We start from the raw sequence: 26678 nt of genomic DNA, 5'->3' as shown, positions 1-26678 counted from the left end.
CCCCGCGCGCAGGCTTGTAAACCGCCTGACAACGAAAGGGAAAGCCATGTCGATCACCGAAAACGAGGCCCGCAAGGTCGCGCATCTGGCGCGGATCGCGGTCGAGGACGAGGCGCTGCCGGCCCTTGCACGAGAGCTGAGCGGCATTCTGCAATTCATGGAGCAGTTGAACGAGGTCGATGTCGAGGGCGTAGAGCCGATGACCGGCGTCACCCCGATGCGATTGAAGCGGCACGAGGATGTCGTGACCACGGGCGGTATGCCCGAACAAATCCTGTCGAATGCGCCCGATGCGCGCGAGGGTTTCTTTGCTGTGCCGAAGGTGGTGGAATGAGCGATCTGAACAGGCTGACCATTGCCGAGGCCGGTGCCGCGTTGCGCAAGGGCGAGGTGACCTCGCTTGAGCTGACCGATGCCTGCCTCGCCGCGATCGAGGGGGCAGGGGCGCTGAATGCGGTTGTCCATGGCACCCCCGACAAGGCGCGCGAGATGGCGCGGGCAGCGGATACGCGAATCAAGTCGGGTGACGCCACCCCGATGACCGGGATCCCGATTGGCATCAAGGACGTGTTCTGCGTGAAGGGGGTGCCGTCTCAGGCTGCCAGCCGGATTCTCGAAGGGTTCAGGCCCGAATATGAATCGACCGTGACCCAGAACTTGTGGGACGCGGGCGCGGTCATGCTGGGCAAGCTGAACATGGATGAATTCGCCATGGGCTCGGCCAATGAGAACAGCTGCTATGGCCGCGCGGTGAACCCGTGGAAGGCGGCGGATGGGCGTGAATTGACGCCGGGCGGGTCATCGGGCGGCTCGGCTGCGGCGGTTGCGGCCGATCTGTGCATCGCGGCGACCGGCACGGATACCGGCGGCTCGATCCGCCAGCCCGCGGCTTTCACCGGCACGGTCGGCCTGCGCCCCACCTATGGCCGGGTCAGCCGTTGGGGGGTGATCGCCTATGCCTCCAGCCTCGATCAGGCCGGGCCGATGACCAAGACCGTCCGCGACGCGGCGATCATGCTGGGCGTGATGGCCTCGGTCGATGATAAGGATTCGACCAGCGCCGATATCCCGGTTCCCGACTTCGAGGCGGCTCTGACCGGCGATATCCGCGGCAAGAAGATCGGCATTCCGCGCGAATACCGCGTGGATGGCATGCCCGCCGAGATCGACTTGCTGTGGCAGAAAGGTGCCGACATGCTGCGTGACGCCGGGGCCGAGATCGTCGATATCAGCCTGCCGCATACGAAATACGCGCTGCCTGCCTATTACGTGATCGCGCCCGCCGAGGCGTCCTCGAATCTCGCCCGCTACGATGGCGTGCGCTACGGGCGGCGCGCGAAACTGGGGCAGGGCGACGGCATTACCGAGATGTACGAGAAGACCCGCGCCGAGGGTTTCGGCCCCGAGGTGCAGCGCCGGATCATGATCGGCACCTATGTCCTCTCGGCGGGTTTTTACGATGCCTATTACAACCGCGCCCGCAAGGTGCGTGCATTGATCAAACGCGATTTCGACGAGGCCTATGCGCAGGGAATCGACTCGATCCTCGCGCCCGCCACGCCCTCGGCGGCTTTCCCCCTGGGGGCGATGGACCAGGCCGATCCGGTGCAGATGTATCTCAACGATGTATTCACCGTGACGCTGAACCTTGCCGGTCTGCCGGGGATCTCGGTTCCGGTGGGGCTGGACAAACAGGGTCTGCCGCTCGGATTGCAACTGATCGGGCGGGCCTTCGAAGAGGGCGAATTGCTCAATCAGGCATTGGTTCTGGAACGGGCGGCGGGATTTGTGGCCAAGCCCGAACGCTGGTGGTAGGTTGCGGACGACAACGGATATCTGACGGAGGCGAAATGCGCGGCTGGTTGATGATTTCGGTGCTGGCGCTTGCCGGCTGTGGCGAGCATCGGGGCTGGAACCCGAATTACCAGTTTGGTGCTGGCAGTTACGGCAAGTATCGTGCCGAGAGAGAGGTCGCGTTGGTCTCGGGCGATGAATCGCCGCAGGTGATCCCCGTCGCCCGTCCCGCCAAGGCGCCGACGGCCGAGGCGATTGCCGGACGCTCGCCGGTGCCGGCACCGGCGACGATGGGGGTTCGCTCGGGATCCCGGGCCAGCGGGAACGCGCCGGTCCAGATCGTTCCCGATGACATGCTGCCAAAGACCACCACCGGACCTTATCCGGGCTCGACCCCGGTCCTGGTGCGCTACGCATTCGAGGCAGACCACCAGCCCGGCACTGCGGCCTATCCCCGCAATGCGGGTTCGCAAGCGCAGGCAGCCCGCGTCTGCGCCAGCTACGAATCGGCGGATGCCGCCCAGACCGCCTTCCTTGCCGCCGGAGGACCGCAGAGCGATCCGCGCGGCATGGATCCTGATGGCGACGGTTTTGTCTGCGGATGGGATCCCGCGCCCTTCCGTAAATCGCAGCTTTGACGGGCAGTCCCTATCCAAGCCCCAATCACGGCGACAGGCGCGGCTATCGCCCTGAACTGATCGTGCTGCATTATACCGGCATGGATGATACACATTCGGCCCGTGCCCGCCTTTGCGACGCGCGGGCCGAGGTCAGTGCGCATTGGCTGGTTGGCGAGGATGGGAGCATCGAGGCGCTGGTGCCCGAAGACCGCCGCGCATGGCATGCCGGTGCGGGGGCGTGGCAGGGGCGCGCGGATGTCAATTCCCGTAGTATCGGGATCGAGATCGCAAATCCCGGAGACCGCCCCTTTACCGCCCGCCAGATGGATGCGCTGATTGATTTGCTGCGCGGGATCATGGCGCGCTGGCGGATCGGCCCCGAAGCGGTGATCGGCCATTCCGACCTGGCGCCGGGGCGCAAGATCGATCCCGGCCCGCGTTTCGACTGGCAACGTCTCGCCCGCACGGGGCTCGCTCTCTGGCCCGATGACGGCCCCGACCGCCCCCTGGCCGAAAGTCTCGACGCCATCGGCTATCCCGAGGGTGATCCGCAAACCCGCCTTGCCGCCTTCCGCCTGCGTTTCCGCCCATGGGGGCAGGGACCCGAGACGGCAGAGGATCGTTGCCGTGCCGCCGGGGCGGCTGAACTCTACGAAAGGGAACGACAGGATGCCGGTTGATTTCGACATGACCGAGGCAGGGGCCGCCTGCCATTGCGGCGCCGTCCGGCTGCATCTGCGCTTCACGGACGGGCTGCATAGTGCCCGGCGCTGCGATTGTAGCCTTTGCCGGATGCGCGGTGCGGTTGCCGTCAGTGTGCCGCTTGACGGGCTGACCGTGCTATCGGGCAAGGATGCGCTCGGCCTTTACCAGTTCGGCACCCGTGTGGCAGAGCATTACTTCTGCCGTCATTGCGGCATTTACACCCATCACCGCCGCCGCTCCAACCCCAATGAATACGGTGTGAATGCCGCCTGCATCGAAGGGGTGAGCCCTTTCGACTTCACCTCCGTCGAGGTCCTGGACGGTCGCAACCATCCCGAGGACGGCGGCGGCGGTGTCGCCGGCACGCTGACCTACCGCCCGGCCCGGTAGAGCTTCTTCTTCATGTCAATATCCCGGGGGAGCGCCCGGAACGGGTGCGGGGGCAGCGCCCCATTGACCACCCGCCCGATCCCCGCCATATCAGTCATGCGCGGAGGGCCGGATGGCCGCGTGGTCGCTTGCCGCGAGGGAAGGGGCCGCGAGGAAAGTCCGGACTCCATGAGGCAACGGTGCCGGGTAACGCCCGGCGGGGGCAACCCCAGGGAAAGCGCCACAGAGAACAGACCGCCGCCTGCTTGTGGGCGGCAAGGGTGAAACGGTGGGGTAAGAGCCCACCGGGGGGCTGGCAACAGTTCCCGCATGGCAAGCCCCACCGGGAGCAATGCCGAATAGGGATCGCGCGCGGGGAAACCCGCAGGGCCGCCTTGCCCCAGCAGATCCGGGTAGGCAGCTAGATCCGGCCGGCAACGGCCGGGCCAGAGGAATGGTCATCCATCCGGGGCAACCCGGAGGACAGAATCCGGCTTACAGGCCCTCCGCGCATGTTTATCCTCGCGATTTTTGCATAGCTGCCTTTCAAACCCGAAAATGCCGGGAATTTGGGCGATTCCCGGTTGACTTCATGCGCGGCCCGACTACAAGGCGGCTTCAAACGAATTCCACGGGGTTTGCGTCAAGCGGCTTGCCCCGAAGCAGGAGCGACGATTATGGCGAAGCCGACGACTATCAAGATCCGGCTCAATTCCTCGGCCGGGACCGGGCATTTCTACGTGACCAAGAAAAACGCCCGCACCATGACGGAAAAAATGACCGTCCGGAAATACGATCCGGTTGCGCGTCAGCATGTCGAATACAAGGAAGGCAAGATCAAGTAAGATCTGCTTTTCGACTGTATTGCGGTCAGGCCGCGCCCGTCCGGGCGGCGGCCTTTTCGCTTTTGACATGGGCTGCCGGGTCTTGCAGCCGGCGCTGCGGCGATACATGTAAGCAGCATGAGAATGGAGACCCATCCATATATGTCCGACATGATGATCGATCCGCTCGCCGCCATTCAGGCCCGTCCCGATGGCGCCTTGGCGCTGCTCATCCGTGCGGAAGGCGGCTTTCCACGCCGTCCTGGCGCTGCAATGGCCCTGTGGCCTGATGGCGGCCGGGTAGGACGTCTCGGTGCTGGCTGCATCGATGCCGATATCGCCGCGCATCTGGACCGACCCGGCCCGGTGACGCGGTTGATCTATGGCGTGGGCGGGCCGGTCGATCTGCCCCTGCCTTGCGGCGGCACGGTCGAGATTGCCCTGCTGCACCGTCCCGACCCGGCATGGCTGCAAGAAATCTCCGATACCCAACGGGATCGGCGGACGGCCTGCTGGCGGCTGGAACTCGCGACCGGAGCGGCCCGCCAGGTTGATATTTCCGAAACCGGGTTGGAGGGCGATTACTTCGATCTGAAGATAAATCCCCGCTGCGCCCTGCATATTCACGGCGAAGGAGACGAGGCCGCGGCCCTGATGGCGATGGCGCGGGCTGCCGGGCTTGATTGTCATTCCGGTCCGGAGGTCCCCGCAGCCGATGCGCAGACAGCGGTGGTCACGCTGTTCCATGACCATGACCGCGAATTGCCGGCCCTGCGCATGGCGCTCGATTCGCCGGCCTTCTATATCGGTGCCCTGGGATCCCGCCGTGCCCAGATGGCGCGTGTCGCCGCCCTGCGGGAGGCCGGTTTCGGCGACGGGGCGCTCGCAAGGCTCCGTGGCCCCATCGGCGTGATCGCCCCGGTGCGAGAGCCGCGCCTGCTCGCCGCCTCGGTCCTGACCGAGATCCTTGCCGCTTACGACCAGGCATTCGGATGATTCGCACCGGCCTGCTGTTGGCGGCCGGCGCATCCCGCCGTTTCGGAACAGAGGACAAACTGCTCGCCCCTCTCCATGGTCGCCCGCTCATCACCTATGCGGCCGAGACCATGCGCCGCGCGGGCCTTGATCGCTGCATAGCGGTGATCGCCAATCCCGCTCTGCGGCCCTGTCTGGCCGGTTTCGAGATCGTGGAAGCGGTATCCACCGCGCAATCCGACAGTCTGCGTGCCGGTTTGCAGGCGATGGGCGAAACCGACCGCCTGCTGATCGCGCTGGCGGATATGCCGAGAGTCACATCCGATCTGCTTTGCCGGGTCACGGATGCTGCGACCGGCGACTGCCCGGCAGCAAGTCATGATGACGGCCCGCCGATGCCGCCCGTCTGCTTTCCGGGCTCCTGGCTCACCCGGCTTGCGGATCTGACGGGCGATCAGGGGGCGGGGCGCCTCATCCGTGACCTCCCTCCCGAGGCGCTGGTCAGGGCGCCGGGCCTGCTCGCTGATATAGATACCGTGTCCGATCTCGCCGGCATGCAGAGGACGGCAGGATAGTCCTTCTTTCCTGTCCGGACATCTCGGGGGAGCGTTCGGGACGGGTGCCGGGACAGGGGCACCGGCCTTCCCGGTTGCCGCCACACCCGCGCGGGCGTAACAAGGCACAAATCATGACGAGGCCCAAATGACGAAACCCGTGATCCTGTGCATTCTCGACGGTTGGGGAATATCGGACCGCCCCGAGCAAAGCGCACCCGATCAAGCCGACACCCCCAATTTCGACCGGCTGATGCGTGATTGCCCGCATGCACGGCTGACGACCTTCGGGCCCGATGTGGGGCTGCCCTCGGGGCAAATGGGCAATTCCGAGGTCGGGCATACCAATATCGGCGCGGGCCGGGTCGTGGCGATGGATTTGGGACAGATCGACCTGGCGATCGAGGATGGCAGCTTCTTCCGGAACCAGGCGCTGACCGATTTCATCGCCCGGTTGAAACAGACCGCCGGCACAGCCCATCTGATGGGGGTGATCTCGGATGGCGGGGTGCATGGCCATATGGCCCATGTTTTGGCTGCGACGCGGACGATTGCGGCTTCGGGGGTGCCGGTGGTGATTCACGCGATCACCGACGGGCGCGACGTGCCGCCACGCTCGGCAGGGGAATTCATCGCCGAATTGCAAGAGGGACTGCCCGAGGGCGCGCGCATAGGCACCGTGATCGGGCGCTATTTCGCCATGGACCGCGACAAGCGTTGGGACCGGGTGGAGCGGGCCTTCCGCGCGATCGTTGCCGGGCAGGGTGAGGATGCGGCAGGTGCTGCCGAGGCGGTGGCCGCGGCCTATGCAAGGGGAGAGAGCGACGAATTCATCCAGCCCTTTGTGATCGATGGCTATAATGGTGCCCTGGATGGCGACGGGTTCTTCTGCCTCAATTTCCGCGCCGACCGGGCGCGAGAGATCCTCTCGGCGCTGGCCGATCCGGAATTTGCCGAATTCGATATCGGCGAAAGGCCGGAATGGTCGGCCCTGCTGGGCATGGTCGATTACAGCGACCGGCACAATGATTTCATGACCGCCGCCTATCCCAAGCAGCAGGTCGTCAATACGCTGGGCGCATGGGTTGCCTCGAAGGGGCTGCGGCAATTCCGGCTGGCCGAGACCGAGAAATACCCGCATGTGACCTTTTTCCTCAATGGCGGCAAGGAAGAGCCCGAGCCGGGCGAAGACCGTTTCATGCCGCAAAGCCCCAAGGTGGCGACCTATGACCTGGCGCCCGAGATGGCCGCCGAAGAGGTCAGCGACAGGCTGGTCGAGGCGATCGGGGCGGGTTACGATCTGATCGTGGTGAATTACGCCAATCCCGATATGGTCGGTCATACCGGCAGTCTCGAAGCCGCCAAGCGTGCCTGTGCCGCTGTCGACAAGGGGCTTGGCCGCATGCTGAAGGCGCTGGATGCGGCGGGTGGTGCGGCGGTGATATGTGCCGATCACGGCAATTGCGAGACGATGATCGACCCCGAAACCGGTGGACCCCATACTGCCCATACGTTGAATCCGGTTCCGGTGATTGTTTATAATGGCCCTGCATCCGCGCGTCTGCGCGATGGACGCCTTGCCGACCTTGCTCCGACCGTGCTGGAGCTGATGGGGCTGGAACAGCCCCCCGAGATGACCGGCGAAAGCCTGATCGTGATCGAATGAACCGTTCTTCCTGTGTGATAGCCATTTGCGGGCTGTTTGCCCTTTCCGCCTTCGGGACCGCGGCCGCGACACCCGCCGCGCAAGCCGTGGCCGAGGCCCAGGATGCGGCGGCGCAATTGCGCGAGGCGATGGGCAAGCTGAGCGAGGCGGTGACCGCCGATGACCAGGTCGTTGCCCTGACCGAGGTGATCCGGGGATACGAGCAGGGGCTGGCCTCCCTCCGCGCCGGCCTGCGTCAGGCCACGGCCCGCGAAACCGAATTGCGTTCGCAGTTCGAGGCACAGCGCAGCAGGCTGGCGCGGGTTCTGGGCGCGATGACCTCGTTGCAGCAATCGCCCGAGACGGCGATGCTTCTTCATCCGGCCGGTGCTTTGGCCAGCGCGCAATCGGGAATGATCCTGTCGGATGTGACACCCGGCCTGCGCGCCGAGGCCGAACGGTTACAGGCCGATCTGGACGAGATCGCCACCGTGCGGGAATTGCAGGCCAATGCGGCGGATATGCTGGGCAACGGGCTGGCTTCGGTGCAGGAGGCGCGGCGGCTTCTGGCCAGCGCGGTGACGGATCGTTCGACCATGCCGGTGCGCTTCGGCGAAGCCCCCGAGGAATTGCAGCAGCTCAGGGATGCGGCACGGAGCCTTGATGAATTTGCCGATGGTATCGATTCGCTGGAAACCGATATCGGCGCCCCGATGGAAGATTTCGAAGGCGCTCAGGGCAGTTTGCGGCTGCCGGTCGTCGGTTCGGTCCGGCGGCCTTATAACGAGCCGGATGCGGCGGGGGTAAGCCGGCCCGGCTGGATCATCGCGACACCGCCTGCCGCGCTGGTCACGACTCCCTGGCCGGCCACCATCCGTTATCGCGGCCCCTTGCTCGATTACGGCAATGTGATGATTGTCGAGCCCGCACGGGACTATCTTCTGATATTTGCAGGCATGTCGCAGGTCTTTGGCGAGGTCGGCGATGTGTTGGGTGCGGGCGATCCGGTGGGGCTGATGGGCGGCTCCGAGGCGCCGGCACAGGAATTCGGAGCGCAGTTCGTTGCTGATGCGGCACGCGGAGGGGATGCAGGATATACCGAGACCCTGTATCTGGAATTGCGCAAGGGGACGGAAACGCTGGACCCGGCGGACTGGTTCGTGCTGAATCCGGTTGTCGATCCAGGACAGGACTGAGGCAAGAAAGGCCATTATGAAACATTATCTGATCGCAGGTCTGGGCGGCGTTCTGGCCGGGGCATTGTTCACCACCCAGATCGCCGGCCCCCTGGTCGCGCAGGAAGCAGACAAGAACGCGTCGATCTATGAACAGCTGGAACTGTTCGGCAATGTGTTCGAGCGGGTGCGGTCCGACTACGTCGAGGCTCCTGACGACAAGAAACTGATCGAGGCGGCGATCAACGGCATGCTGACCTCGCTCGATCCGCACAGTTCGTTCCTTTCGGCCAATGATTACGAAGAGATGCAGACCCAGACCCGCGGCAGCTTCGGTGGGCTGGGGATAGAGGTCAGCCAGGAGGATGGGCTGGTCAAGGTCGTCTCGCCCATCGACGACACGCCCGCTGCCGAAGCCGGGGTGAGATCGGGCGATTTCATTACCCATGTGGACGGCGAGCCGCTGATGGGGCTCACCTTGGACGAAGCGGTCGACATGATGCGTGGTCCGGTCGGAAGCGATATCACCATCACGATATTGCGCGAGGGTGAGAACGAGCCCTTTGACATCACCATCACCCGCGACACCATCAAGCTGACCGTGGTCAAGACCCGGATCGAGGGGCATGCGATCGTGCTGCGCGTCTCGACCTTCAATGACGAGACCTACGATACGCTGAAAGCCGAACTCGAGAAGTCCGTGCAAGAGGTTGGCGGCATCGACAAGGTGACGGGTTTCGTGCTGGATCTGCGGAACAATCCGGGCGGATTGCTCAATCAGGCGATCAGCGTCTCGGACGCTTTCCTGGATGCGGGAGAGATTGTCTCGACCCGCGGCCGCAAGCCCGAGGAGAGCGAGCGCTGGAATGCCGAGGAGGGCGATCTGGCACAGGGCAAGCCGATGGTGGTGCTGATCAACGGCGGCTCCGCAAGTGCCTCCGAAATCGTGACCGGGGCGCTGAAGGATCATCGCCGCGCCATCGTGGTGGGGGAAAAGACTTTCGGCAAAGGCTCCGTCCAGACGGTGATGCCGGTGACTTCGGACAGTGCGATCAGGCTGACCACAGCGCGCTATTACACGCCGTCGGGCCGCTCGATCCAGTCCCTGGGAATACAGCCGGACATCATCGTCGCGCAGCCCAAGCGCCCGGTTGACGAGAACGAAAACGAGGAGGGTCCCCGCACGCAGTCCAATTTCGGTCGTTCCGAAGCCGATCTGCGTGGTGCGCTGAACAACGATTCGATCAGCGAAGAGGAGCGCAAGCAGATCGAAGAGGAGGCCGCCGAAGTCGAAGCAACCGCGAAATTGCGTGAAGAGGACTATCAGCTTGCCTATGCCGTCGATGTTCTCAAGGGGCTTGCCGCCGTCAATTTCACGGCAGGCCAGGTCTCCGCTGACGCAACCCCCGCGATGACCGGCGAGGGCGCGGCGATCCCGGACGAGGGGGCCGCCAGCGAATGACAGATCGACAGGCGCCGGGCGGCTTGCCTTATCGTCCCTGCGCGGGCGTGGTGTTGGTGAATGCCGATGGGCTGGTCTTTGCTGGCCAGCGCATCGATTCGCCGGGCGCCTGGCAGATGCCGCAGGGCGGGATCGACGAAGGAGAGACAGCCGCGCAGGCGGCGTTACGTGAACTGACCGAGGAGACCGGGGTCAGCGCCAATCATGTCGAGATGCTGGGCGAAACCCCGGACTGGGTCTTTTACGATCTGCCGCCGGAACTGCTGGGCAAGGTCTGGAAGGGAAGATATGGCGGGCAAAAACAGAAATGGTTCTTGCTGCGCTTCCTGGGCGAGGATGCCGATATCCGCATCGATACCGAGCATCCGGAGTTCGATAAATGGCGCTGGATGCGGGCCAAGGAACTGATTACCCATATCGTGCCCTTCAAGCGCGATGTCTATCGTCAGGTTTTCGCGGCTTTCGGTGATCATCTTGCCGAAGGCGGGAAGCTCGGCGGATAGGTCAGTTTCCCGGCGATAGGGCGCGATGTCAGTGCTGTTTCTGAAGCAATTGAGCCGCGGGCAGGATAAGGGCAAGGTTTTCCAGCGCGGTCTGGACGAAGTCCTCGGCTTCGCCCGACGCCCATCTTTGCGTCGCGTCATTCGTGGCGGCGATGATTGCGGATGACAGGATATAGATCAGTCGTGAATCCGCCTCGGGCAGCCTGCGCCGCAGCAGATCGGCCATCTTGCCGCGCCGTGCCAGAACGGCATTGTTGCGCAGCGCCATCAGCTTTGGGTCGGTCTCGCTGAGCCGCAGCAGATGGCCAAGCATCTCGCGCTCATCCAGATAGCGCGAAATATGCGCGGTAATGAGTTTTTCCAGATCGCTAAGCAGATCGCCCCGGCTGTTCACGAAGGTTTCGGCGGCGTCTTCCGGGTAATCCGGCGGAGGCCCCATCAGGGCAGCTTCCTTGTAGGGATAATAATTGAAGAAGGTTCGGGCGCTGACACCGGCCGCGCAAGAGATCGCCTCGGTGGTGATGTTGGTCAGCCCATCCCTGACTGCAAGCTCAATCGCTGCTGCCTGAAGTTTCTTGGCGGTGTGATAGCGGCGGCTTGCTGATGAAATCATTCACGTTCTCTAGTATTTACCAACGCCGCCGATCTGAAACCGCGACCCTTTCAAGGTCACAGACTGCGCAAGCGCTGTCAACGTAAGAGATTCTCAAACAAGAAAATGCAGGGTGCTGATTCGCAGCCCGAAAAATGCGCCCTGCATGGCGGCAGGGCAACAGGACAGGCATGCTGGGCGATGATGCCCGGTCGATCAAGCGCCCCAGCTGCGAACCGGCCCGCAATCCATATGAACGAAGTTCGAACGGGTATATTTGCCTACACCACCCGCCTTGCAGGCCAGCGCCGCCTGATACATCTGGTTGACCGAGCGCGACTTCAGCCGCAGGTCGGCAGCCTTGCCATACATGTGCAGCGAGTTTCTCGCCACGCCGGAAGAGCGGCTGCGCAACATCGCGTTGGTTTGCGGCGAGCGATAGCCCGACAGCATCATGTAGGGTTCGTTGGTCTGCAACAACCGATGAGAAGCCGCCGCAACGTCGATTGCCCGCGGATCGATCCCGATCGCCGTGCCGGTGCGCCAGTCGCGCATGAAGATATTGATTTCGTTTAGCGCCTCGCGGATATATTTTCCATCGATCCAGTAGACGGTATCGATGCTTTCGCCCGTGCGCCCATTATACATCCGGACTCGCCGGATGTCGCCCGATCCACGCAGAAAGCCAAAAGCATTGGCCATCACCGGTGCTGCTGCCACGGTGGTCGCGGCAAACACTCCCAGTATTCCGCGCCGGGAAATGAAGTCCATTGTCATGTCAGATCGCCTGTCCTGCTTCGTTCTACCGACCGCGTTTCTGCGGCTTCTTAGGGGGATATCCCCAGATGATTAACAATATGTCAAAATCCCGTGGATCTAGGAACAGGTTTGTTCCCGAGTGATTGTGATGCCACTGATATCGGCAATAATCCGCCTATTCTGCCGATAGTTGCTCTTGGGCCGCTTCCTGTGCTGATTCTGCAACTTTTCTAAAAGATGTCGGCTCCAGCCTGTGACAATTCATGGACCGTTTACCTGAGCAATGCGAAAATGGCGGCCGATTGATGAGGTTTCGATGCGCCATTTCTGGGTTAAGGTATTTGCTGTTCTGGCCATGGCGCTTGGTGGCGGGCATGTTGCTGTCGCGCAATCCCCTGCGATGCAGGGCAGTGCGGCGACGGTGGCCATTGCGCCACGCCTGCATTTTTCTCCGGAAGAGATGCGGTTGGCCAAGGCGGCGGCGAGCGATCCGGCCCTGGCGGCATTTTATGGCGCGAATGGGCTGAAACCGGTTTTCACGGGACCGGAAGGGAAGGTTCGGCGGCAGGCGCTGCGCGAGGCGATCACCAATATGCCTGCACATGGCATTTCGGTATCGCGTTACCGTCCGCAGGCGCTTGCCGCGGCCGGCGAGGATTTGGCGGCCGAGATGATGCATGCCCGCATGCTCGCGCGACTGATTCACGACCTGACCGGAGGTGTGATCGATCCCGCCAAGGCGGTTCCGGGTGTCCATCGCAAGGTTTCGCGGCCATCGGCTGCAAGGTTGATGGGGAAATTCGTGCTGAGCGATGATCCCGCCGCCCTTCTTTCGGGGCTGGCTCCGCAGAACAGGGCTTACGGGGCCCTGCAGACGGCTTTGCAGGAAATGTCCGCCCTGTCCCCGCCCACGGATTTGCCGCGCGCGCCGGAAGCCGTCTGGCGCTTGGGGATGCGAGGCGATGGTGTCTTGCCGCTGCGCGAACGCCTCGCAAGCATCGGCTTCGCCGCCGATTCCTCCGATCCCCGGCTTTATGACGAAGCCTTGTCACAAGCGGTTGCGCGCTACCAGCAGGCGGTGGGACTCGATCCCGACGGTGTCGCCGGCCCGAATACGATCAGGCGGCTGAATTCGGATGGCGTGGATGCGCGTAGCCGCGCCGTTCTCATCGCGCTGGAGCGGATGCGCTGGATGGGTGACGAGGATCTGGAGAAGCGGCTGGTCTGGGTCAATATCCCTGAATTCACTGCCCGAATCCTGGAAGGTGGCGAGGAGGTCTTTCGCACACGGGTCGTCGTCGGCAAGACCGAGGCGGATATGCAGACGCCGGAATTCTCGGATCAGATGGAATATGTGGTGGTCAACCCGCGCTGGAACGTGCCGCGCTCGATCACCGTCAAGGAATACCTGCCCAAGCTTAAAGCGAACCGCTACGCGGTTTCGCATCTCGACGTGGTTGACGGCAATGGCAATGTCGTGCCGCGCGACAATATCGATTTCGCTCGTTACACGGCGGCGAATTTTCCCTATCGGATGCGGCAGAAACCCAGTGGCGACAACGCCCTGGGGCTGGTGAAGTTCATTTTCCCGAACAACTGGAACATCTATCTGCACGACACGCCGACGAAATACCTGTTTGCCGAACGTCAGCGCGCTTATTCCCACGGCTGCATCCGGATAGGTGATCCCTTCGATCTCGCCTATCAACTGCTATCCCAGCAAAGCGACGATCCGCGCGGCGTGTTTCACCGCGCGCTGGATTCCGGGCGCGAGACGTGGCTGCATCTCAAGCCGAATGTGCCGGTTCATCTGGTTTATTTCACCGCCTTCCCCGACGATGCGGGGAATATTCAATATTTCAACGATATATATGGGCGTGATGCGACGATCTGGTCGCTGATGGAAAAAGCCGGTCTGGATTTGGGCGCGTAAAGGGATTAAGTCGCCCCAGAAAGGGTGCGATCATGTCGGTGACCATTGGCGAACTTGCGCGCGCATTGGATGCGCAGGCTTGGGGCGATCTGTCTCTGCCCGTGACCGGAGCGGCCGAGCCATCCGGAACCGGGCCGGTCGGCCCGGATGGCGGGGTGATCGCGCTGGCAATGGCTCCGAAATATGCGGAGAATCTGCAGCCGGGCAGCATGGCCATCCTGGCAGAGGGGATGGATCCACAGGACTACGCGCTGAAGGCCGCGATTTTCGCGCCGCGCCCGCGTCTGGTCATGGCCGGGCTGACCCGTGCCTTCGATCCCGGTCCCGATATAGCGCCGGGAATCCACCCTACCGCCGTTATCGGGGAAGGCGCCGTCATCGGCGATGGGGCGGCCATCGGTGCATTCGCGGTGATCGGTGCCGATGTGCATATCGGGCCGGGGGGACGGATCGGGGCGCATGTCTCGATCGGGCGAGGCTCTCGTCTCGGCGGTGATGCATTGATCCATCCCGGTGCGCGGATTGCCCACGGCGTGACGGCGGGTGACCGGCTGATCGTTCAACCCGGCGCATCCATCGGTGGCGATGGGTTTTCCTTCGTGACACCCGAGGAATCCGGGATCGAGGAAATTCGCCGCACGCTTGGCTCCCGCGATGAGATCAAGGCGCAGCACTGGACACGCATCCATTCGCTTGGCGGGGTCGAGATCGGCGACGATGTCGAAATCGGCGCGAATGCCACGATCGATCGTGGCACCATTCGCGCCACCCGTATCGGCTCGGGCACCAAGATCGACAGCCTGGTGCAGATTGGCCACAATGTCGTTGTCGGTGAGGACTGCCTGCTCTGCGGTCTTGTTGGCGTGGCCGGTTCGTCAAGGATTGGTAATCGTGTGGTGCTGGCGGGACAGGTCGGGGTCTCGGACAATATCGAGATTGGCGATGACGTGATCGCGGGAGGCGCCAGCAAGATATTTACCCGTGTGCCTGCGGGGCGCGTGATACTGGGACATCCGGCGGTGAAGATGGAAACCCAGATGGAAATCCAGAAGGCGACGCGTCGTTTGCCGCGGCTCGCAAACCAAATTGCAAAGCTTCAGGAAACCGTTACACGCCTGTTGGAAAAGGGATGAACAGGAGGCGACATGACTGACACCATAAAATCCCGAATCAAGGAAATCATTGCCGAGCAAGCGATGCTGGAGCCAGATCAGGTGGACGACGATGCCACCCCCGAGGATCTGGGCATCGACAGCCTTGGCCTTGTCGATTCGATCTTCGCATTGGAAGAGGAATTCGACATCACCATCCCCTTCAACGCCAACGAGCCCGATAAATCGGATTTCGATATTTCGAACATGGGCACGATCATCGCCGCGGTGCAGCGGCTGGTGGCGGAAAAGGTTGCATGAACGCGAAAAGAGCCGGCAAGAAGAAGGCCGACACTTCCCGTCCTGCACCACCCTTTGATCCGCTGACCCGCGATGGTCAGCGCAGGGTGGTGATTACCGGGGCAGGCACGATAAACGCGCTTGGTCACGATGTCGCATCTACCCTGGAGGCGTTTCGCGAGGGTAGATGCGGCATTACCCAGCTTGAATTTCGGGATGTGGACCGGCTGTCGATCCAGATCGGCGCGCAGATCCATGACTGGCAGCCCCAAAACTACTTCAACCGCCAGCAGATATTGCTTTATGACAAGTTCACCCAGTTCACCTTGTTGGCGGCCAAGCAGGCGGTTGCGCAGGCGGGGCTGAATTTTCAGGGTAAGCTGGGGTTGCGCGCTGGCGTGGTGCTTGGAACCGCCGGTGGTGGGCTGAATACCTGGGACGACAACTACCGGGCCGTCTATGAAGAGGGCAAGAACCGCGTTCATCCCTTTGTCGTTCCCAAGCTGATGAACAACGCTGCCGCCAGCCATGTCTCGATGGAATTCGGTCTGCGCGGCCCATCCTTTACCGTCGCCACGGCCTGCGCCAGTTCCAATCACGCGATGGGCCTGGCCTTCCAGATGATCCGCTCGGGCGGGGCGCAGGTCATGCTGACCGGCGGATCCGAGGCGATGCTATGCTTTGGCGGCGTGAAGGCATGGGAGGGGCTGCGGGTCATGTCCAAGGACGCATGCCGACCGTTCAGCGCCAATCGCAACGGCATGGTGCAGGGCGAGGGCGCGGGGGTATTCGTTTTCGAGGATTACGAATCCGCCCGTTCCCGCGGTGCCGATATCCTGGCCGAGGTGGTGGGTTTCGCGATGTCCTCGGATGCCCAGGATATCGTTATGCCATCGGCACAGGGGGCCGAGCGCGCCATCAGCGGCGCCCTGCAGGATGCCGGGCTGAATGCCGACCAGATCGGCTATATCAATGCCCACGGCACCGGCACGGCTGCCAATGACAAGACGGAATGTGCCGCGGTCGCCCATGCCTTCGGCCACCATGCCGACCGGTTGATGATCTCTTCGACCAAGTCCATGCATGGGCATCTGATCGGTGGAACCGGCGCGGTGGAACTGCTCGCCTGCATCATGGCGCTGCGCGATGGGGTGATCGCGCCGACCATCGGTTATCAGGAAGCCGATCCCGAATGCGCGCTGGATGTCGTGCCGAACGAGGCGCGCGAGGCGCAGGTCGATGCAGTTCTGTCGAATGCCTTTGCCTTTGGCGGGTTGAACGCGGTGATTGCGCTGCAACGCGTTTGATCGCCGGGATGGAGTGCCACGAAAAAACCGCGCCAATCCGGCGCGGTTTTCTTTTCTGGCAACTAACTGGCAGGGCGGCGTGATTACTCCGCAGGAGCTTCCTCTTCGGCTGCCCCGGATTCCTGCGCTTGAGCCTCCGCCGCTGCCCGAGCCTCGGCGGCAAGGGCCGACAGCTCGTCGAATGCGGCGGTAAAGCCGGCAAGCGACAGCTCCAGTTCAACTGGCCTCTCGGGATCGGCACCGAAGGGCAGCAGCGAGATACTGGCCTTTCCGCCGCGCTTCAATCCGCTCAGTTCCGAGTTGGTGAAGCCCATGCGGGACACGCAACCGACCGGGGCGCAGAAGCTGAATGGATAGCCGCGCGCTTCGCCGCCATCTACCGAAAGGCTCAGCCCACGGGTCAAATCTGTTTCCAGCGGAACCACCATTGTGGCGCCGGCCGCGACATCGCCATTGCTCAGCGGAATCAGGGTCATTTCGGCGACCGAATTGCCTTCGCCATCCTTCAGCAATTGGTAAAGTTCGCAGGGATCGGTTCCCTGATCGGCCTTGATGCAGCGAATGGTCCAGTCCTGATGGGTTGATTTGGCATAATAGGAGCCAACCTTCGGTTCACCGGATTCCTCCGCCGCCGCATCTGCAGTAGGCTCGGCCTCTTCCGTAGCCGGGGCAGCCTCACCGGTATCCGTCTCTGCGGGTTCTTCCGCAGGAGTGGCGCCTTCTTCCGGAGCGGTATCCTCTCCCGCCGTCTCACCTGCGGCTGCGTCAGCGGGTGTGTCCGTGGCTTCCTCCTGTGCTGATTCGCCACTCTCTGCCTCGGCACCGTCGTCGGTCGGAGCCGTCTCTGCCCCGGTTTCAGCGTCCCCGGTCTCTTCTGCCGCGGCCTCGGCCGCCGCATCCCCGGCCTCCTCGACCGCTTTTTCCGCATCCGCAGGCAGTTGAACCGTGCTGTCATTGGTCGGCGCGTCCGCTTCGGGAGTCGCGGTGTCCTGAGCGAAAGCAGGGGCCGCTATCAGGGCCATGGCCGCCAGAAGCGAGTGCGAAGGTTTGATGGACATGATCGTTTCTTTCCTTTGCTCGATGCTTTGCAGTCGCGTAACACGTCTTTGCTGGCTTGTCAGCGTAGAAGAACGCCCGGGGCTTCACCATGGCTTGACCGCAATCCTGTTCGGGACAGCCGCGAAAAGCCCTGAATACTCCGGTTTCAAACTCGGAACAGCAAGGCCTTGGCAACGGTGCCGGACAGACGGGTTGTGCGATACTGCCGCTTTGAAGCATGAAACCCGTGAAATCCGCTTAAAAGTGAACGCTTACACTGTTGACGTATCACAAGCGCGCGACTAGCGTGCACGCAATGATGACCGGCCAGTCCGGCAGGGAGACAGCGTTCCATACGCGCGGGGCCATGGCGGATGTCATGGCCTCTTTTACTGTCCGCGATTGAAAGCAAGTCGCTGACTTCCAGCCAGTCCGCTTCGATGTGAGTCCGGCCCATCGCAAGCCGGAATTGAACTTCCGGATCAGTTCAAGCTGTCTCGAATTTTCTTTGGTAACGCATTGCGAATGATATGATAACTGGATTCGATCCGATGGCGCAGTTCATCCTCGGGGCTGTCCAGTGGCAGGGCGACCCAGCTTCGGTGCAGATAGCGCGCGCGTTCGGCCACTCCGGCTTCGATCAGCATTTCAGCCGTTTCGACACCATCGGTCTTGACCGAAACGGAAGGATCGACAGCGCCAGTCACCGCGAACATCTTGCCACCGACCTTCCAGCAATCATGCCCGCCGCCCCAGGGGTCGGAGTGCTCGGCCCCAGGCAGGGCGGCGCAGATGCGGTTGACGGTGTCGCGGCTCATTCGCTGTCCTTGCGGCGCTCCAGCCGGATCAGGATGCCGTCGCGGCCACGAACGGTCAAGCGGGCGACGGGAACGGGGGGCACGCACCCCGGCGACAGGCGGAATGCCGCGACGATCCGGGCCAGCATGATCACCCCTTCTAGCATCGCGAAGCCCGCACCGGGGCAAACCCGCTGACCCGCCGAGAACGGAATGAACGCATCGCGGGCGCTGGCCTTGCCCTCGGGCGTTTCCCATCTGCCGGGGTCGAAGTCGTCAGGCCTCTGCCAAAGCCGCTCATGGCGATGCAGATGCCATGGTGACAGCACGAGCTGCGCCCCTCTGGGAACCGGGCGCTCGCGGAAAACCTCGGGTCGGGTTGCTTCACGCACCATCATGGGAACCGGCGGATAAAGGCGCAGCGCCTCGCGAAATACGGCCCGCGTTACCTTGAGCGTCGAGATCGCGCTGAAATCCTTGGTCAGCCCGCGCCCCTCCCTGGCAACGCGCTCCTGCCAGTCCGGATTGGCTGCAAGCAGCCATAACGCCCAGCCAAGGGTCGAGGCGCTGGTCTCGTGCCCGGCCAGAAAGAAGATCGCCACCTGATCGACCATTTCCGAGGCGCTGAAACATTGTCCCGTTTGCGGGTCGGGCGTGGTCATGATCTTGGTCGCCAGATCGTCAGGGGCGGTTCCGGCCTCGATCGTCTCCATCCTCTGGGCAACCAGACTTTCGATCAACCCGCGAATCTCCGCAGCCGTTCGCCTGGTCCGTGCAGAGTGAAGGCGCGGCAGCCAGCGGGGCAGAGGCACGAGAGCCGCAAGGTTCACGATGGGCTGGGCGTCCTGATGCGCCCTGAAAGCGCGAAAGACGCGCGACGCGATTTCATGCTCGATCGGCAGGGAAAACAACGCGCGAAAGATCACATCGGCGGCGGCGTGGCTGGCCTCGGGTTCGATATCCATTTCGCCTTCGGTCAGCCGCGTCAGCGTGGCGTCCGCGGCGGACCATATGGCGGGGAAGGTTTCGCGCAGCCGTCCGCCCTCGAAAGCAGGGTCGATGATGCGCCGCTGGTGCTTCCACTGCTCACCATTGGTGACGAAGATGGACTCTCCCAACAGTGGGGCCAGACCCTCGCGCAGCCGGTCGGATTTTGGGAAATCATCGGGACGCTCTTGCAGGATCAGCTTGACCAGACCGGGATCGTTGCAAACGAAGCTGTGGATCAGCGGGTTGCGATACTCGGCCATCCAGGCCCGGTAGAACCGCTCGGGCAGGGCAGAGAGCAGGTCTCGCCGAAACCCGCGGACAAGGCGGATAAGGCTGCCGCGCCCCCTCGTGCTGTCCGGTTTCGGGGCTTTCATCTTCGAATACCCGGGCCGGCCGCAAGAGTGATCCTGCCCGGGGACGGAGCCCGGCCCGCGAAACGTTCCGACAGTGGCAGCGGCCCCCCGGTGATCGCGAAATAATCGTAATCATGCGGACGGTCGAAAGCACAGAGATACTGGAAATGCCGCCTGAACCAACGCCAGCGCATCGCCTTGAGCCTTAGTGGAGAAAGGGTCTGGGTGAAGGCGGCGGAAATCACCAGCGGCCAGCGCTGCTCTGGTCCCGCGACTCCGGTCACCGCGACGGGATCACAAAGGCCAAAGCAGCAGGCGTCACCGGGCGCGCTGACATCGAGCCAGAAAATCTCGGGCCTTTCCGATAGATAGGCCAGATCGTCATGCAAGCGCTCTGCCCGGGGCAGGAAGGAGGCCATCGGCACGACATGGCCAAGGCTGAGCAGCGCCAGATCCGGACCATCCGCAGGCAAGCGCCCGGCCCGGATGACATCGGCCAGCAGCGACACGGCCAGATAGGCGCCCGAGGAATGGCCGACGACCAGGACCTCGTCCACATCCTCGTTCAAGGCCGCGGCCAGCCGGTCGCCGAATTCCGTCAGCCGCGCCTCCAGCGCGGCCGGATAGGCGCCGCGATGCTGGGCGGTGAAGGCATAGTCATGCATCAGGTAATAGGCGAAAAGGCGATTATCGAGCCGTCGGAACCCCAGCAGGATACCCCATGTTACCGCCAGCCCAAACGGCAGCCCTCCCCACCATCCCAGCAGATGCGAGGCCAGCCAGCCAGCAGCCATCCCGATCAGGATGGCCAGAAATGCCTGCAGCAGCAGCAGCACGATCGGATAGAGCGCCGCCAGCACCGGCCCACGCCGCAACCGCATCAGCCGAAAGAGCGCACCGGTGCCGATATAGGCCCATGCGGTGGTGAAAAGCTGACCATAGGTTCCCGGAATGCCCCGGCGCATCGAGTTCTGAACCAGATCGGCCCAGACCAGGACCTCGAATTGGGCCTCCGCCTGTCCTTCCGGAAACTGGCCCCGGGATTTCCAGCCGAACCCGGTTCTGCGCGCTTGCGGTACGATCTCGATCCCGTAACCGGAGATTGCCGCCTGCACCGCTGATTCCCTGCGAAACAGCTCGCGGTAGCGGCGTGGCGGGACAGGATCAAAACCCGGAATATAAAGAACTTTGCGACGGAATTCTCGGGGCATGTTCGGGCCTTGTTAAGTCAGCGCAGAATAAGCAAATTCTGCTGCGCAGCAACCCGTATGCGGGCAAATTTCCGCCGACGCGGACGATACGCGGCCAGATGCCTGACGCTGCCTTTCTGCTGGCCGCGATATCATGGAACCCCGGCAGGGCGAGGCTATTGCCGGGGGCGCAGCCCAAACCGACGGAATCATGCCAGGGTCATCCAAAGACTCTGGATCAAGATTGACGCAGCACGCACTGATCTTCTTCTTCTTTGTTCAAATACCTGCGGGGGAGGGCGCGCCGAATGGCGCGGCCGGGGGCGGCAGCCCCTTACCCCAACCGCATGAACATGATCAGTTGCGGCCCGGCATTCCCATGCGGCCAGATATCCCCCGTTTCGGCAAATCCCGCCTTGCGATAGGCGGCAATGGCCGCGGGGTTGGCGATGTTGACCGTCAGCCAGAGTTGCGCCTTGCCGGGGTAGACCGGCGGAAGATAGCCCTTCAGCGCTGCCATGGCGGCTGTTCCAACGCCACGCCCCTGCTGGCTGTGGCTCAGTATCACACCGCGCAGGCCCAGATCATCCGCTTGCGCGAATTCATGGCGCTGATGATAGGCACGGTCGATCTTGAACAGTCCGACCGCCCTGTCACCCTCCCGGATCTCGTGCAGATCGACCGTTGCCTCGGGCTCGGCCAGCGCCGCATCGACGGTCCCCGCGAAACGCTCCTGATCCGGCCGGACTGCGATATGCGCGACCCGGCCCGCATCCCGCCGGTCCAGCGGATGCAGCGAGACCGTCACTCCAGCGCTTCCAACTCGTCGATGAACCCTTCGATCATCGACAACCCCTTGTCCCAGAAGGCCGGATCCGACGCATCCAATCCGAAGGGAGCCAGCAACTCCTTGTGATGCTTCGAGCCGCCTGCGGCCAGCATATCGAAATATTTCCCCTGGAAATCCGGCAGGCCATCCTCATAGGCGGCATAAAGCGCGTTCACCAGCCCGTCGCCGAACGCATAGGCATAGACATAGAAGGGCGAATGGACGAAATGCGGCACATAGGTCCAGAAGGTCTCGTAGCCCGGCATGAACTCGAATACCGGCCCAAGCGATTCCGCCTGCACCGACATCCACAGCGCGTTGATGTCATCGGGGGTCAGTTCGCCCTCGGCGCGGGCGGCATGCAGCTTGCATTCGAAATCGTAGAAGGCGATCTGGCGGACCACCGTGTTGATCATGTCCTCGACCTTGCCCGCCAGCAGGGTCTTTTTCTGCGCCGGATCGGTGGTCTTGGCCAGCAGCGCCCGGAAGGTCAGCATCTCGCCGAAGACCGAGGCCGTCTCGGCCAGTGTCAGCGGCGTCGAGGCCAGCAGTTCGCCCTGATCCGCCGCCAGCCGCTGGTGGACGCCATGGCCCAGCTCATGCGCCAGCGTCATCACGTCGCGCGGCTTGCCCAGGTAGTTAAGCAGCACATAGGGATGCACGGTCGTCACCGTCGGATGCGCGAATGCGCCCGGAGCCTTGCCGGGCTTGACCCCCGCGTCGATCCAGCCCTTGTCGAAGAACGGCTCTGCCAGTTCGGCCAGCCGCGGAGAGAAACCGGCATAGGCGTCCAGCACAGTGCTGCGGGCCTCGTCCCAACCGATGGTCCGGGGCGCCTCGGTCGGCAAGGGCGCGTTGCGGTCCCAGACCTGCAGCTTGTCCAGCCCCAGCCAGCGCGCCTTGAGCGCGTAATAGCGATGCGACAGGCGCGGATAGGCACGGGTCACGGCATTGCGCAATGCCTCGACAACCTCGGGTTCGACATGGTTCGACAGGTGCCGGCCATATTGCGGCGTGGGCATCTTGCGCCACTTGTCCTCGATGGCCTTTTCCTTGGCCAGCGTGTTGTGGATGCGTGCGAACAGCTTGACGTTGTCGCCAAAGACCTTGGCCAGTGCATGGGCGGCGGTCTCTCGCTTGCTACGATCATGCTCGGTCAGCAGGTTCAGCGTGGACTCCATCCCCAACCGCTCGCCATCCACGTCGAATTCCAGCGCCGCCGTGGTTTCGTCGAACAGCCGGTTCCATGCCGCCGCGCCCACGACGGAATTGTCGTGCAGGAACTGTTCCAACTCGTCGGAAAGCTGGTGCGGGCGCATGGCCCGCATCCGGTCGAAAACCGGCTTGTAGCGGGCCGGGCCGTCAGCGGCGGCGAAGACCGCCTCGTAGGTCTCGTCGGGAATGCGGTTGAATTCGAGGCTGAAGAACACCAGCGGCGTGGTGATATCGGTGATCCGTCCCTGCAAATCGCCCATCAGCTTGGCGCGTTCCGCGTCGGTGGTGTTCTGGTAATAGCGCAGCCCGGCATAGGACATGATCCGCCCGGCGGTGATGTCGATCCGCTCATAGGCCTGAATGCAGGTCAGCATCTCGGATGCGGACAGGTCGGCCAGCTTGCCCTGGTAGCGCGCGGCGAATTCCTGCGCTTCGGATGTGAGGCGTTCGATATCCGCTTTCAGTTCCGGAGAGTCCGGGGCGGGGTAGAGATCGCTCAGGTCCCATTCGGGAAGCTGCCCGAATTCATTGCCTTTCACCGCGTCCTTCGAGTCGAATGTCGCTTGTCCTGCCATCCTGGGTCCTTTCTCTATCGTCCCTTGCCTTGCGGCATTTCGGCGATCAGTTGAATTGCGGATATACCGCGGATACTTGCCCCGCGCGCTGCTGTGATCCCGGTGCGGGAATTTCCCCGGACCTCAGCTATGACAAGGCCCGCCAGCCGATATCGCGGCGATGGAAACCCTCGGGCCAGTCGATCGCGTCAATGAGGCGATAGGCACGCTCATGCGCTTCGGCCAGGGTCGCGCCGCGCCCGGTGCAGGCAAGAACGCGCCCACCCGTCGCTGTGATCCGCCCGTCCACCTCGGTAGTTCCGGCGTGGAACACCATCTCGAAACTTGATTCCGTTATGTCGTCAAGGCCATTGATTTCGCTACCTTTCTTGTAGCTTCCCGGATAGCCTTTCGCCGCCATGACAACGGTCAGCGCATGGTCATCGGCCCAGTTGACCGAGGTTTCCGCCAGCCGTCCCGTGGCGCAGGCCAGCAGCAAATCCAGAGCTTGCGCTCCAAGCCGGATCATCAATGCCTGGCATTCCGGGTCGCCGAAACGGACATTGTATTCGACCAGTCGGGCGTGGCCTTCGGCGATCATCAGTCCGGCATAAAGAACACCTTGAAACGGATTGTTCCTGCGGGACATTTCTGCGACCGTGGGGCGAATGATCCGCTCCATCACCTGTGCCTGCAAGGCCTCGGTCAATACCGGTGCGGGGCTGTAGGCGCCCATGCCGCCCGTGTTGGGACCGGTGTCGCCCTCACCGGCGCGCTTGTGATCCTGCGCGGTTCCGATGGGCAGGCAATCCGTGCCGTCGCAAAGCACGAAGAAACTGGCCTCCGCGCCGGCCATGAACTCCTCGACAACAACCGAGGTGTCGCCGAATTCCCCCTCGAAGATCAGGTCGATGGCCTGATGCGCCTGCTCGATGGTCTCGGCGACGGTGACGCCCTTGCCGGCGGCCAGACCGTCGGCCTTGATCACGATCGGCGCTCCCTGGGCGGTGACATGATCGCGGGCCGAGGCGGCATCGGTAAAGCGCGCCCAGGCAGCAGTGGGGGCGCCGCAGGCGTCGCAGATCTCCTTGGTGAAGGTTTTCGAGGCTTCAAGCTGGGCGGCAGCCTGACTGGGGCCAAAGACCAGGAACCCCGCGCCGCGCAGGGCATCGGATACGCCTGCCGCCAACGGGGCCTCGGGGCCGATCACCACGAAATCTATGGCATTGTCTTCTGCGAATTCAAGCACTTCTGCGCGTGAATTGATGTTAAGATCGGCGCAATCCGCCACCCCTGCAATGCCCGCATTACCCGGCGCGACGATCAGCCGGTCGCATTTCGGATTCTGCCGGATCGCCCATGCAAGCGCATGTTCGCGCCCGCCGCCGCCGAGGATGAGGATATTCATCTGCCGCCCTTTCGCTTGCTCTCGCGGCGTTCTAATCTGCGCGGCGAAGGGGAACAAGCCGCATGGATCTGATCGAGGACACGCCACCGGGCGACAATGCCCATGAATTCACCGTCTCGGAACTGTCGGGGGCGGTGAAGCGCAATATCGAGGACCGGTTCGGCCGGGTCCGCGTGCGCGGCGAGATCGGACGGGTATCGCGCCCCTCTTCGGGGCATGTCTATTTCGATCTCAAGGATGACCGCTCGGTGCTGGCGGCGGTCAGCTGGAAAGGGCAGGCGGCGCGGTTGGCGCAGCGGCCGGAAGAGGGGATGGAGGTGGTGGCGACCGGGCGGATGACCACCTTCCCCGGGCAGTCGAAATACCAGTTGATCGTCGAACAGATCGAGCCTGCCGGGATGGGCGCGCTGATGGCGATGCTGGAAAAGCGCCGCAAGGCCCTGGCTGCCGAAGGATTGTTCGATCAGGAGCGCAAGCGTCCCCTGCCGTTCCTGCCTCGGGTGATCGGGGTGGTCACCTCGCCGTCTGGCGCCGTGATCCGGGATATCCTGCACCGGCTGCGCGACCGTTTCCCGGCCCATGTGCTGATCTGGCCGGTCGCGGTGCAGGGCGAGGCATGCGCACCGCAGGTCGCGGCGGCCATTCGCGGTTTCAATGCTCTGCCGGAGGGCGGAGCGATCCCGCGACCGGACCTGATCATCGTGGCGCGAGGTGGCGGCAGTCTGGAGGACCTGTGGGGGTTCAACGAGGAAGAGGTGGTGCGCGCGGCGGCTGCCAGCGACATTCCCCTGATCTCTGCCGTGGGGCACGAGACGGATACCACGCTGATCGATTTTGCCTCTGACAGGCGGGCGCCGACTCCCACGGCGGCGGCCGAGCTTGCGGTTCCGGTGCGCGCCGATCTTGCCGCCCGCCTGGCCGAGGCTGGCGCGCGTATGTCCCGCGCCAGCGGGCAGCGGATCGACCGTCCCCGCCAACGCCTGCGCGATCTGGCCCGCGCGATGGGGCGCCCCGCTGCACTGACCGAAGGGGCAAGGCAGCGGTTCGACCTGTGGGGCAGCCGGCTGGAGCCCGCGCTGCGCGGGCTGGTGCGGGCAAGGCGGCAGCAACTGGCCTCGCGGCCGATGCCTGCGGCGACGTTGCGGCAATTCACCTCTGCCAAGCGCCACGGCCTTGAACGGGTCGCCACCCGGCTGGAAAGCAGCCGCGAGCGCCGGATGGAACGCCGCAAGGATCGTCTGGCGCAATTGCAAGAGCGGCTGGACAGCTCGTTGCGGCGAGCCGTGGCCGTCACGCGGCGGGCGGTCGAGACGCAATCGGAGCGTCTCGCCGGTCTGGGCGCGCGGCTGGACAAGGGCGGCCGGCGCGCCATCGATCAGCGTCGCGAGGCGCTGATGCGGCTGGACCGGATGCGGCAGACATTGGGTTACGAGCAGACGTTGAAGCGCGGCTTTGCCGTCGTGCATGGCGGCGGCGGTGTCGTGACCTCGGCGGCGGTGGCGGGCAAGCTTACGCATTTCGAGATCGAGTTCGCCGACGGGCGGATCGGGGCAGGGCCGGGTGGGACACGCCCCGACAGCAGTTCGAAGGGTCGGGCGGGGCCTGAACAGGGCTCGCTCTTCTGATGCGATCAACCCAATTAACTGGGAGGTGCCGACGTTAATTCAAGAGGTTGTGTCCGGCGCTTGATCGCCCT

General features: G+C 63.4%; 26 protein-coding genes and 1 other RNA gene. 18 read left to right on the top strand and 9 right to left on the bottom strand.

Annotated features, from left to right (window positions below; all coding sequences use genetic code 11):
* The first annotated feature begins 46 nt into the window (after nt 1–46).
* The 13 genes from gatC (at nt 47) to C9E81_RS13790 (ending at nt 10626) form a co-directional block, all read left to right on the top strand.
* Nucleotides 47–334 (top strand): Asp-tRNA(Asn)/Glu-tRNA(Gln) amidotransferase subunit GatC, encoded by a 288-nt coding sequence (gene gatC, locus C9E81_RS13850; protein WP_122112956.1) that lies wholly within the window; start codon nt 47–49, stop codon nt 332–334.
* A complete protein-coding gene (gatA, locus tag C9E81_RS13845; RefSeq protein ID WP_122112955.1) occupies nt 331–1815 on the top strand; it encodes an Asp-tRNA(Asn)/Glu-tRNA(Gln) amidotransferase subunit GatA in 1485 nt (494 codons plus the stop codon). The genes gatC and gatA overlap by 4 nt, the downstream gene beginning before the upstream one ends.
* 35 nt (nt 1816–1850) lie before the next feature.
* On the top strand, nt 1851–2432 hold the full coding sequence (locus C9E81_RS13840; RefSeq protein ID WP_122112954.1) for a hypothetical protein: 582 nt from the start codon (nt 1851–1853) through the stop codon (nt 2430–2432).
* Entirely contained in the window at nt 2429–3094 is a 666-nt protein-coding gene (locus tag C9E81_RS13835; RefSeq protein ID WP_279432716.1) for an N-acetylmuramoyl-L-alanine amidase, read from the top strand. The genes C9E81_RS13840 and C9E81_RS13835 overlap by 4 nt, the downstream gene beginning before the upstream one ends.
* Entirely contained in the window at nt 3084–3509 is a 426-nt protein-coding gene (locus tag C9E81_RS13830) for a GFA family protein (RefSeq protein ID WP_122112953.1), read from the top strand. The genes C9E81_RS13835 and C9E81_RS13830 overlap by 11 nt, the downstream gene beginning before the upstream one ends.
* Before the next feature lie 100 nt (nt 3510–3609).
* Nucleotides 3610–4002, top strand: an RNA gene (rnpB, locus tag C9E81_RS13825) — RNase P RNA component class A.
* Between the two features lie 163 nt (nt 4003–4165).
* Nucleotides 4166–4333, top strand: a complete 168-nt coding sequence (gene rpmG, locus C9E81_RS13820) for a 50S ribosomal protein L33 (RefSeq protein ID WP_122112952.1) — start codon at nt 4166–4168, stop codon at nt 4331–4333.
* A 123-nt stretch (nt 4334–4456) separates the two neighbouring features.
* Nucleotides 4457–5308: an XdhC family protein gene (locus tag C9E81_RS13815; RefSeq protein ID WP_166461914.1), complete on the top strand. Its 852-nt coding sequence runs from the start codon at nt 4457–4459 to the stop codon at nt 5306–5308.
* Entirely contained in the window at nt 5305–5862 is a 558-nt protein-coding gene (locus tag C9E81_RS13810; RefSeq protein WP_122112950.1) for a nucleotidyltransferase family protein, read from the top strand. Before C9E81_RS13815 ends, C9E81_RS13810 begins: the two co-directional genes overlap by 4 nt.
* A 127-nt stretch (nt 5863–5989) precedes the next feature.
* Complete coding sequence (gene gpmI / locus C9E81_RS13805) at nt 5990–7507, top strand: 2,3-bisphosphoglycerate-independent phosphoglycerate mutase (protein WP_122112949.1); 1518 nt, start codon at nt 5990–5992, stop codon at nt 7505–7507.
* Nucleotides 7504–8682, top strand: a complete 1179-nt coding sequence (locus tag C9E81_RS13800) for a murein hydrolase activator EnvC family protein (RefSeq protein ID WP_122112948.1) — start codon at nt 7504–7506, stop codon at nt 8680–8682. The genes gpmI and C9E81_RS13800 overlap by 4 nt, the downstream gene beginning before the upstream one ends.
* Nucleotides 8683–8698: 16 nt before the next feature.
* On the top strand, nt 8699–10123 hold the full coding sequence (locus C9E81_RS13795; protein ID WP_122112947.1) for a S41 family peptidase: 1425 nt from the start codon (nt 8699–8701) through the stop codon (nt 10121–10123).
* Nucleotides 10120–10626, top strand: coding sequence for an RNA pyrophosphohydrolase (locus tag C9E81_RS13790; RefSeq protein ID WP_122112946.1), 507 nt, complete (start codon nt 10120–10122; stop codon nt 10624–10626). Before C9E81_RS13795 ends, C9E81_RS13790 begins: the two co-directional genes overlap by 4 nt.
* Nucleotides 10627–10654: 28 nt before the next feature.
* Here the strand turns inward: C9E81_RS13790 and C9E81_RS13785 are convergent, their stop codons facing one another.
* Together C9E81_RS13785 and mepK are read right to left on the bottom strand one after the other, a co-directional pair.
* A complete protein-coding gene (locus C9E81_RS13785; protein WP_122112945.1) occupies nt 10655–11239 on the bottom strand; it encodes a TetR/AcrR family transcriptional regulator in 585 nt (194 codons plus the stop codon).
* A gap of 195 nt (nt 11240–11434) precedes the next feature.
* Entirely contained in the window at nt 11435–11995 is a 561-nt protein-coding gene (mepK, locus tag C9E81_RS13780; RefSeq protein WP_122112944.1) for a peptidoglycan L,D-endopeptidase MepK, read from the bottom strand.
* 298 nt (nt 11996–12293) lie between these two features.
* On the opposite strand from mepK, the gene C9E81_RS13775 reads away from it, so the two are divergent.
* The 4 genes from C9E81_RS13775 to C9E81_RS13760 are packed head-to-tail and all read left to right on the top strand — an operon-like array spanning nt 12294 to nt 16608.
* Nucleotides 12294–13910 (top strand): L,D-transpeptidase family protein, encoded by a 1617-nt coding sequence (locus tag C9E81_RS13775; protein ID WP_166461913.1) that lies wholly within the window; start codon nt 12294–12296, stop codon nt 13908–13910.
* Nucleotides 13911–13942: 32 nt separating this feature from the next.
* Nucleotides 13943–15043 (top strand): UDP-3-O-(3-hydroxymyristoyl)glucosamine N-acyltransferase, encoded by a 1101-nt coding sequence (locus C9E81_RS13770; RefSeq protein WP_122112942.1) that lies wholly within the window; start codon nt 13943–13945, stop codon nt 15041–15043.
* Nucleotides 15044–15055: 12 nt separating this feature from the next.
* A complete protein-coding gene (locus C9E81_RS13765; protein WP_122112941.1) occupies nt 15056–15322 on the top strand; it encodes an acyl carrier protein in 267 nt (88 codons plus the stop codon).
* Nucleotides 15319–16608, top strand: a complete 1290-nt coding sequence (locus C9E81_RS13760) for a beta-ketoacyl-[acyl-carrier-protein] synthase family protein (RefSeq protein WP_122112940.1) — start codon at nt 15319–15321, stop codon at nt 16606–16608. Before C9E81_RS13765 ends, C9E81_RS13760 begins: the two co-directional genes overlap by 4 nt.
* A gap of 83 nt (nt 16609–16691) precedes the next feature.
* On the opposite strand, the gene C9E81_RS13755 is transcribed toward C9E81_RS13760, so the two are convergent.
* The 7 genes from C9E81_RS13755 to purD form a co-directional block, all read right to left on the bottom strand.
* The gene (locus C9E81_RS13755) at nt 16692–17666 is read right to left on the bottom strand and encodes an invasion associated locus B family protein (protein WP_243698657.1); all 975 of its coding nucleotides are present in this window, start codon (nt 17664–17666) and stop codon (nt 16692–16694) included.
* A 462-nt stretch (nt 17667–18128) separates the two neighbouring features.
* Entirely contained in the window at nt 18129–18464 is a 336-nt protein-coding gene (locus tag C9E81_RS13750) for an MmcQ/YjbR family DNA-binding protein (RefSeq protein WP_122112939.1), read from the bottom strand.
* Nucleotides 18461–19807, bottom strand: coding sequence for a cytochrome P450 (locus C9E81_RS13745; protein ID WP_122112938.1), 1347 nt, complete (start codon nt 19805–19807; stop codon nt 18461–18463). The genes C9E81_RS13750 and C9E81_RS13745 overlap by 4 nt, the downstream gene beginning before the upstream one ends.
* Nucleotides 19804–20997 (bottom strand): hypothetical protein, encoded by a 1194-nt coding sequence (locus C9E81_RS13740; protein ID WP_122112937.1) that lies wholly within the window; start codon nt 20995–20997, stop codon nt 19804–19806. The genes C9E81_RS13745 and C9E81_RS13740 overlap by 4 nt, the downstream gene beginning before the upstream one ends.
* 313 nt (nt 20998–21310) lie before the next feature.
* A complete protein-coding gene (locus tag C9E81_RS13735) occupies nt 21311–21784 on the bottom strand; it encodes a GNAT family N-acetyltransferase (RefSeq protein ID WP_122112936.1) in 474 nt (157 codons plus the stop codon).
* Nucleotides 21781–23595: a M3 family oligoendopeptidase gene (locus tag C9E81_RS13730; protein WP_122112935.1), complete on the bottom strand. Its 1815-nt coding sequence runs from the start codon at nt 23593–23595 to the stop codon at nt 21781–21783. The genes C9E81_RS13735 and C9E81_RS13730 overlap by 4 nt, the downstream gene beginning before the upstream one ends.
* Before the next feature lie 127 nt (nt 23596–23722).
* On the bottom strand, nt 23723–24982 hold the full coding sequence (gene purD / locus C9E81_RS13725) for a phosphoribosylamine--glycine ligase (RefSeq protein ID WP_122112934.1): 1260 nt from the start codon (nt 24980–24982) through the stop codon (nt 23723–23725).
* Nucleotides 24983–25044: 62 nt separating this feature from the next.
* Between purD and xseA the strand changes: the two genes are divergently transcribed.
* Nucleotides 25045–26607 carry an exodeoxyribonuclease VII large subunit gene (gene xseA, locus C9E81_RS13720; protein ID WP_122112933.1) on the top strand — a complete coding sequence of 521 codons (1563 nt, stop codon included), beginning with the start codon at nt 25045–25047 and terminating at the stop codon, nt 26605–26607.
* The last annotated feature ends 71 nt before the right edge of the window (nt 26608–26678 follow it).

The organism is Paracoccus alkanivorans, assembly GCF_003697785.1.
GTDB lineage: Bacteria > Pseudomonadota > Alphaproteobacteria > Rhodobacterales > Rhodobacteraceae > Paracoccus > Paracoccus alkanivorans.
The sequence above is the reverse complement of the archived record's forward strand: the minus strand, read 5'-3'. Positions and strand labels throughout refer to the sequence as shown.

Bases quoted from the DNA above. Each gene is read 5' to 3' on its own strand.
- rpmG (WP_122112952.1), top strand. From the start codon at position 4,166: ATGGCGAAGCCGACGACTATCAAGATCCGGCTCAATTCCTCGGCCGGG.
- C9E81_RS13760 (WP_122112940.1), top strand. From the start codon at position 15,319: ATGAACGCGAAAAGAGCCGGCAAGAAGAAGGCCGACACTTCCCGTCCT.
- C9E81_RS13770 (WP_122112942.1), top strand. From the start codon at position 13,943: ATGTCGGTGACCATTGGCGAACTTGCGCGCGCATTGGATGCGCAGGCT.
- C9E81_RS13740 (WP_122112937.1), bottom strand. From the start codon at position 20,997: ATGCCCCGAGAATTCCGTCGCAAAGTTCTTTATATTCCGGGTTTTGAT.
- gpmI (WP_122112949.1), top strand. From the start codon at position 5,990: ATGACGAAACCCGTGATCCTGTGCATTCTCGACGGTTGGGGAATATCG.
- C9E81_RS13795 (WP_122112947.1), top strand. From the start codon at position 8,699: ATGAAACATTATCTGATCGCAGGTCTGGGCGGCGTTCTGGCCGGGGCA.
- mepK (WP_122112944.1), bottom strand. From the start codon at position 11,995: ATGACAATGGACTTCATTTCCCGGCGCGGAATACTGGGAGTGTTTGCC.
- C9E81_RS13755 (WP_243698657.1), bottom strand. From the start codon at position 17,666: ATGTCCATCAAACCTTCGCACTCGCTTCTGGCGGCCATGGCCCTGATA.
- gatC (WP_122112956.1), top strand. From the start codon at position 47: ATGTCGATCACCGAAAACGAGGCCCGCAAGGTCGCGCATCTGGCGCGG.
- C9E81_RS13785 (WP_122112945.1), bottom strand. From the start codon at position 11,239: ATGATTTCATCAGCAAGCCGCCGCTATCACACCGCCAAGAAACTTCAG.
- purD (WP_122112934.1), bottom strand. From the start codon at position 24,982: ATGAATATCCTCATCCTCGGCGGCGGCGGGCGCGAACATGCGCTTGCA.
- C9E81_RS13765 (WP_122112941.1), top strand. From the start codon at position 15,056: ATGACTGACACCATAAAATCCCGAATCAAGGAAATCATTGCCGAGCAA.
- C9E81_RS13745 (WP_122112938.1), bottom strand. From the start codon at position 19,807: ATGAAAGCCCCGAAACCGGACAGCACGAGGGGGCGCGGCAGCCTTATC.
- C9E81_RS13810 (WP_122112950.1), top strand. From the start codon at position 5,305: ATGATTCGCACCGGCCTGCTGTTGGCGGCCGGCGCATCCCGCCGTTTC.
- C9E81_RS13840 (WP_122112954.1), top strand. From the start codon at position 1,851: ATGCGCGGCTGGTTGATGATTTCGGTGCTGGCGCTTGCCGGCTGTGGC.
- C9E81_RS13800 (WP_122112948.1), top strand. From the start codon at position 7,504: ATGAACCGTTCTTCCTGTGTGATAGCCATTTGCGGGCTGTTTGCCCTT.
- C9E81_RS13790 (WP_122112946.1), top strand. From the start codon at position 10,120: ATGACAGATCGACAGGCGCCGGGCGGCTTGCCTTATCGTCCCTGCGCG.
- gatA (WP_122112955.1), top strand. From the start codon at position 331: ATGAGCGATCTGAACAGGCTGACCATTGCCGAGGCCGGTGCCGCGTTG.
- xseA (WP_122112933.1), top strand. From the start codon at position 25,045: ATGGATCTGATCGAGGACACGCCACCGGGCGACAATGCCCATGAATTC.
- C9E81_RS13815 (WP_166461914.1), top strand. From the start codon at position 4,457: ATGGAGACCCATCCATATATGTCCGACATGATGATCGATCCGCTCGCC.
- C9E81_RS13830 (WP_122112953.1), top strand. From the start codon at position 3,084: ATGCCGGTTGATTTCGACATGACCGAGGCAGGGGCCGCCTGCCATTGC.
- C9E81_RS13730 (WP_122112935.1), bottom strand. From the start codon at position 23,595: ATGGCAGGACAAGCGACATTCGACTCGAAGGACGCGGTGAAAGGCAAT.
- C9E81_RS13750 (WP_122112939.1), bottom strand. From the start codon at position 18,464: ATGAGCCGCGACACCGTCAACCGCATCTGCGCCGCCCTGCCTGGGGCC.
- C9E81_RS13775 (WP_166461913.1), top strand. From the start codon at position 12,294: ATGCGCCATTTCTGGGTTAAGGTATTTGCTGTTCTGGCCATGGCGCTT.